The sequence below is a fragment of the Streptomyces sp. NPDC008317 genome (genome assembly GCF_042955955.1).
In the GTDB taxonomy this organism is placed as follows: Bacteria; Actinomycetota; Actinomycetes; order Streptomycetales; family Streptomycetaceae; genus Actinacidiphila.
Genome location: NZ_JBIBFQ010000016.1, coordinates 99,013 through 105,151 on the forward strand (window position 1 = coordinate 99,013; position 6,139 = coordinate 105,151).

3 protein-coding genes are annotated in these 6,139 nt (G+C 71.6%); all 3 read right to left on the reverse strand.

Translation table 11 applies throughout. From position 1 onward, the window contains the following. Positions 1 to 12: 12 nt before the first annotated feature. The 3 genes from msrA to ACFY9V_RS35015 all read right to left on the reverse strand — a co-directional run bounded on the left by msrA (position 13) and on the right by ACFY9V_RS35015 (position 5,735). Positions 13 to 525: a peptide-methionine (S)-S-oxide reductase MsrA gene (gene msrA, locus ACFY9V_RS35005; RefSeq protein ID WP_391164345.1), complete on the reverse strand. Its 513-nt coding sequence runs from the start codon at positions 523 to 525 to the stop codon at positions 13 to 15. A gap of 215 nt (positions 526 to 740) precedes the next feature. Then, positions 741 to 1,550 (reverse strand): phosphatase, encoded by an 810-nt coding sequence (locus ACFY9V_RS35010; RefSeq protein WP_355343671.1) that lies wholly within the window; start codon positions 1,548 to 1,550, stop codon positions 741 to 743. Between the two features lie 93 nt (positions 1,551 to 1,643). Continuing rightward, entirely contained in the window at positions 1,644 to 5,735 is a 4,092-nt protein-coding gene (locus ACFY9V_RS35015; protein ID WP_391164346.1) for a discoidin domain-containing protein, read from the reverse strand. Positions 5,736 to 6,139: the final 404 nt, after the last annotated feature.

A 6,139-nucleotide genomic window follows, 5' to 3' on the forward strand; every position in this document is an offset into this window, starting at 1 on the left:
GCGTGCCGGGCATCAGTCCTTGGTACGGGCGGGCAGGCGCCAGCCGGGGCGTACGTAGTGGCAGGTGTAGCCGTCGGGGTAGCGCTCCAGGTAGTCCTGGTGCTCGGGCTCGGCCTCCCAGAAGGTACCGGCGGGCGCGACCTCGGTGACGACCTTGCCTGGCCACAGGCCGGAGGCGTCGACGTCGGCGATCGTGTCCTCCGCGACGCGCTTTTGCTCGTCGTCCTCGTAGAAGATGGCCGACCGGTAGCTGAGGCCCATGTCGTTGCCCTGGCGGTTCTTCGTGCTCGGGTCGTGGATCTGGAAGAAGAACTCCAGCAGCGCCCGGTAGTCGGTCCGCTCCGGGTCGTAGGTGATCTCGATCGACTCGGCGTGGGTGCCGTGGTTGCGGTACGTGGGGTTCGGCACGTCGCCGCCCGCGTATCCGACCCGGGTGTCCGTCACGCCGGGCAGGCGTCGGATCAGGTCCTGCATGCCCCAGAAGCATCCGCCGGCGAGGACGGCCTTCTGTGTCTGAGCGGTCATCTCAGTCCTCCTCGTGTTCCATGGCGGTAACACACGGCGGACGCCCCGTGTTCCGGGGCGTCCGCGGCGGTCTCTGCGGTGCTTCGGGCACCCACGGGAAGCCTACTGGCCGTGGGCAGCCGGTGGGTCCCGCCGGGGCGACGCGGCTGCGTTCCGCGGGATCGTACGGGACGGGGCGCGGTCGTACCGGCGCGTCGTACGGGCTCGCGCGGGTCTCAGGCGGTGAGCCCGGCCTCCGACAGCAGATAGGCGGTCATCGGCTCGTACGCCTGCGGGTCCACCACGTGGTCGTCGAGCGGGACGGTCACCGCGATGGTGCCCTCCGCCTCGCCGAGGAAGAGCGCCGGATCGTTGCAGTCGGCGAAGGCGACGGTCCTGATCCCGCGCTGGCCCGCGCGGCCCGCCCAGCCGTGGTCGGCCACCACCAGGTCGGGCAGCGGCTCGCCCGCGGCGGTCAGCGCGTCGAGAATGGCCGACATCGGCTGCGGCGCGTGGGTGTGCCACAGGGTGGCACCGTCCTCCAGCACGGCGACGCTGCCGAACTGACGGACGTCGCCGTAGGAGTCGTCGTCGCCCTCGGTGGTGGACAGGCCCTTGGGAATGGCGACGACGGTGGCCCCGGCCGCGCGCAGCGCCCGCGCGATGGCCTGGTGCACATCGAGCAGCCCGCCCGGGTGCCCGGTGGCGACCAGCACCCGCCACCGCTGCCGGGCCGCCTCCCGCAGGACGGCCGCCATCCGGTCGAGTCCTTCCACGGTGAGCCGCGCGTCGATGGTGTCCTGACCCTGGAGGTGTCCGGGGTCGGCCACCACGCCGACGCGCTCGGCCATCACCGCCAGCACCGTCTCCTCGGTCCACCGCTCCCCCAGCTCCAGCCCCAGCCAGAAGCGCCGGTTCCCCTTCACCAGCTCGCTGTAGTGCCGCAGATTCCCCTGCCGCGGGGTGGCGACGTCCCCGGCGATGCGGGTCCGTCGCAGATGGTCGATCAGCTCGTCACGCGAAAAACATATGTCCACCGAATCCATGCCCCCATTCTCCGTGTCCCCCGCCGTCCGCCGACGGCGGGGGTAGGACTGACCTGCGGATTCCCCCGCCGCCGCCCGCCTCGCGTCCCGGGGTCAGGGGCGGGTGAGGGTGGTGGGGGTGGTGTAGGACTCGGCGCGCAGGGCGGGGCGGGAGGAGGGCAGGGCGGCGGCGGGGAAGGTCAGGGTGAGGGTGCGGGACTCGCCGGGCAGCAGCCAGAGGTAGTTGTCGCTGTAGAGGGTGGGCAGGACGCGCTCGCCGGTGTGGTCGTCGAGGAGCGACAGCCGGACCATGGCGGCGACGGCGGAGCCGCGGTTGCGGACGGTGGCGGTGAGGTTGCGGCGGGCGCCGGAGTGGGTGAGGCGGCCGAGGTCGGTGGACAGGCGGGTCTGCTTGGCCTTGTTCAGGGCCCGCATGTCCTTGGTGTCGCGGTAGCGCCAGTAGGTGTTCTCGGACAGCACGCGGCCGAGCGGGTCCTCCAGGCGGAGCCGGAGCAGGTGGAAGGACGGCAGGGTGTCCATCCGGTCGGCGGTGAAGGCGGTGACCGACGACGACGGCGCGATGTTGACCAACTTGCGCTGTTCCGGGACGAGCCGGCGGCCGTCGAGGTCGTAGTAGTTGGCCGTCACCCGGGCGCCGGTGACCGTGTGCGGGGTGTGGTTGACGGCGATGACCTGCCACTTGTCGGGGTCGGCCTGGACGTGCAGCGCCTCGCACGCCTTGCGGGCCCCGTAATAGGTGCCGTTGACGTCGAAGTCGTAGTCGTAGGTCTGCCACACCGTGCTGTGCCACGCCGGGTGGGACATCCACAGCATCAGGCCGCTGGCGTCCTTCCACAGGTTGGCGTTCCACGCCTCGAACATGGCGCGGGTGTTCTCGTAGTTGACGAACTGCGCCTTGCGCGCGAAGTCGTCGAGGCCGGTGGCGGTGTCGAGGCGGGCCTCGATGGCGGCTTGGTAGTTCTGCGGCGCCTGATTCCCGCGTGTGCTCCAGTCGTGGTAGTACCAGGCCGCGCCGACCGGCCACTCCGGCTCGTCGCCGACGAGATTGCGCATGCTGGCGGCCGTGGACACCACCGGCATGCCGATCTCGGTGTGGAAGCCGAAGCTGCCGCTGCCGTACGTGGACGGCGCGTAGTAACGGGCGGGCTCCACCCATCCGTAGGGGCCGCCGCCGGTGATGATGCCGCCCGCGGAGTTGTTCTGGTACATCACGCCGGGCGCCTCGGAGGTGACGGCGTCGCGCATGCCGGTGTCGATCGCGGCGGGCGGATTGCCCTCGTTGGCCCCGCACCACACGACGACGCTGGGGTGGACGCGGTAGCGCCGTACGGTGTCGCGCGCCAGGTCGTTGTACGCCTGGTGGTCCGGCGGGTCCATGCCCCACGCGTTGGGGAAGTCGTTCCACACCAGCAGGCCGTGCTCGTCGCAACTGGCGAAGAACTCCTCGCGGTTGCTGCTGGCCACCCAGTTGCGGATCATCGTGAAGTTCATGTCGCGGTGCATCCGCACGGCGGCGTCCATCCGCGCGGCGGGCATCCGGCGCAGCAGTTCGTCCCAGCCCCAGTTGCCGCCGCGGCAGAAGACCCGGACGCCGTTGACGCTGATCTTCAGCGGTTCGGGCGTGTTGTCGACGGACTTCACGTCCGTCCAGGTCTTCGCGTCGGCGGACACCTGGATCGTGTACGTCTTCGGGTAGGCCGCTTCCCACACGATGACGACGCGGTCGAAGCTCTGGGCCGAGCCGAGGTCGACCTGGATCCACTGGTTGTCCAGATACTCCGACGACCAGCGGGAGTTGGGGTCGCCGTCGGTGGCGTGGGACGCCGGGCTGCCGGAGTCCTCGGAGGAGGCGCTCGCGGTCTTGTGGAGCGCGAGGTCGGTGCCGGGCCTGGCGCTGTCGACCACGGAGAGCGTCCACAGCGAGTTGCCCCAACTGGTCGCGCGGGCACCGCCGTTGATCCGGACATAGCGGGCGGTCACCGCGCTGAAGTCCTCGGTCTGGAGGCTGGCGTCGCCGCCGTTGAAGGGCAGCGGGACCGCGGAATTGTCGACGGACTTCGCGTCGGTCCAAGCCGAGCCGTCGGCCGAGACCTGGACCACGTACGTGCGCGCGTACGCCTGTTCCCACGTCAGGTCGACGCGGTCGAAGGCGACTTGGGCGCCGAGGTCGACCTGGACCCACTGGTCGTCCTCGAAGGACGAGGACCAGCGGGTGCCCTGGTCGCCGTCGGTGACGTTGCCCGGCTGGTGGTCGTCCTCGTCGACCGACGAGGCGGTGGCCGTCTTGCGCAACGCGAGGTCGGTGCCGGGCGCGGCGCTGTTGACCACCGACAGGCTCCACAGCGACGAGCCCCAGGCGGTGGCGCGGGTCAGGCAGCGCACCCGTATGTACCGCGCGGTCCGCGCCCCGAGGTCGACGGACTGGGTGTACGCGTCGCCGCCGGCGGTGAAGGGCAGCGGCACGGCGAATTCGTAGCCGAACTGCCGGATGCCGAACCGGGTGGTGCGCCGGTCGCTGGTGCGGCCGTCGACGGTCGCGGTCAGTGTCAGGTCGTGCAGGGCGGCCTCGCCGTAGCCGTTGGGCCACCACAGCTTGGGGTTGCGCAGCCGCAGTTTGCCGTACACGGACGGGGTGAAGGTGACGTCCTTGCCGCCGCCCGCGGGCACGGTGACCGTCTGGGTCACCTTGACGTCGTCGAAGGCGGCGGTGACGGTGACGCGCCGCTCGGTGGTGTCGGCGTTGCGCACGGGGACGACGATCGTCACCTCCGCGCTGCGGGTGTCGGGCAGGTCGGGCAGGACGGTGTCGACGCGGGGGTCGCCGATGACGGCGTGGCCGGTGGAGCGCAGCCGTACGTGGTTCCAGATCCCGGAGACGCGGTCGCGTACGGCGGGCATCCAGTCCCAGCCGGAAGAGGCCAGGTAGGTGGGCGAGTTGCGGTTCATCATGGTGGCGCCCGCGTCCACGAAGGCCAGTCCGGCCGCCCCCTTGTCGCCGGGGCTGCCGGGGAACGGCATCGGGGTGATCTTCACGGCGAGGGCCTGTTCGCCGCGGGCGGTGAGCAGCGCCGTCACGTCGTGGGCGGAGCGGGCGAAGGGGTAGGTCAGGCCGCCGACCCGCTTGCCGTTCAACCAGATGTCCGCGGTGTGGTTGACGCCGTCGAACTCCAGCCAGATGTGGCGGCCCGAGCCGGTCGTCAGGTTACGGGGCAGCTCGAAGCCGCGCCGGTACCACCACGAGTGGCGGGACAGCGCCTCGGGGATGTGCAGGTTGTTCAGGCCGGACACGGGGTCGGGCAGATGGCCCTGTTCGACCAGTGAGGCCAGGACCGTGCCGGGCACGGTCGCGGGCAGCCAGCGGCTGGTGTCCACCGACGGGCGGGACAGGTCGGCGCCCTCGCCGCCCGCCCAGTCGTCCATGGTGAGCGTCCAGCCGGACTCCAGCGGCACGGTGCCGTCGGCGGCGGTCTTCAGCGCGGGGGCGTGGTGGTGATGGGTGCCCCAGTCGGTCCAGCCGGTGGCGGCGGGGCGGTGGGCGCGCGAAGTGCCGTACACCGCGAAGCCGTTGAGGCCCAGCGGGTTGGCGTTGGAGCGCTTGCGCACGGTCAGCCGCACCCAGCGCGCGGTGACCTTGCGGTCCAGCGCGATGTCCACGACGCCGCCGGTGCCCGAGGTGGTCCGGTACACGGTGGTCCAGGCGTGCTGGTCGCGCGAGGTCTCGATGACGAAGTCCACCGCGCAGCTCGACAGGATCTCCTGCCCTGTGGTGCTGTCGCGCGGATTGCCGCTGTCGGAGGGGGTGAAGACCGGGTCGTTGACCGTGGCCTCGAAGGTCAGTTTCACGGAGTCGACCTCGCAGTCCGCCTGGAGGTCGACACAGATCCACTGCGGGTCGCCCGCCGCGGCCCGCCAGCCGGTGCCGCGTACGCCGACGGTGCCGATCCCGTCGACCGCGAATTCGCCGGGCGTGGGGGCGTAGTCCGTGGACGACACGGTGATCGGGCGGTAGGCGGCGAGTTCGGCCCGCGCGGCGGCGGTCCCCGACGGCGCCGCGGGCCCGGCGGCGGGGGCCGGGGTGGTAGCGGAGGCAGCCGTGGGAAAGGCGGTGCCCAGGCCGAAGCCCGCCAGGAGGGTGGAGCCGGTGGCGACGATCCTTCGCCGGGAAAGGTGCGGCTGATCCGACATGTCCAAAAAGTCCAATCCCACGTGAGCCGACGGAACGATCGACCCGGCTCTCAACTCGGATGACAACGTTGCCATAGGCTGTAATCCCTACTGGCTTCTGTCAAGACCTGCCGCGATGTCCGAATTTCCGACACGGATGGAAAAGGGGGTGAGCGGCGAGCGAGGGACCGCTGTCGAGCGATGCCGACACGCGACGTGAGCTGGCCTTTCCGCCCCCGCACGGGCGGCGCCGCCCGTGCGTACCGGCCGCCCGCGAACGGCACGCTTTCGTGCGGATTCGCGGGAGCCGCCGCCCCTCCCCCGGCGGGGGGGGGGGGGGGGGGGGGGGGGGGCGGCCGGGGGCCCGGGGGGGGGGGGGGGGGGGGGGCCGGCGGGGGGGGGGGGGGGGAAGGGCCGTGGGCTGT

What these genes read in the sequence shown, in the direction of transcription:
- ACFY9V_RS35010 (WP_355343671.1), bottom strand. Translation starts at nt 1,550, where the DNA reads ATGGATTCGGTGGACATATGTTTTTCGCGTGACGAGCTGATCGACCAT.
- ACFY9V_RS35015 (WP_391164346.1), bottom strand. Translation starts at nt 5,735, where the DNA reads ATGTCGGATCAGCCGCACCTTTCCCGGCGAAGGATCGTCGCCACCGGC.
- msrA (WP_391164345.1), bottom strand. Translation starts at nt 525, where the DNA reads ATGACCGCTCAGACACAGAAGGCCGTCCTCGCCGGCGGATGCTTCTGG.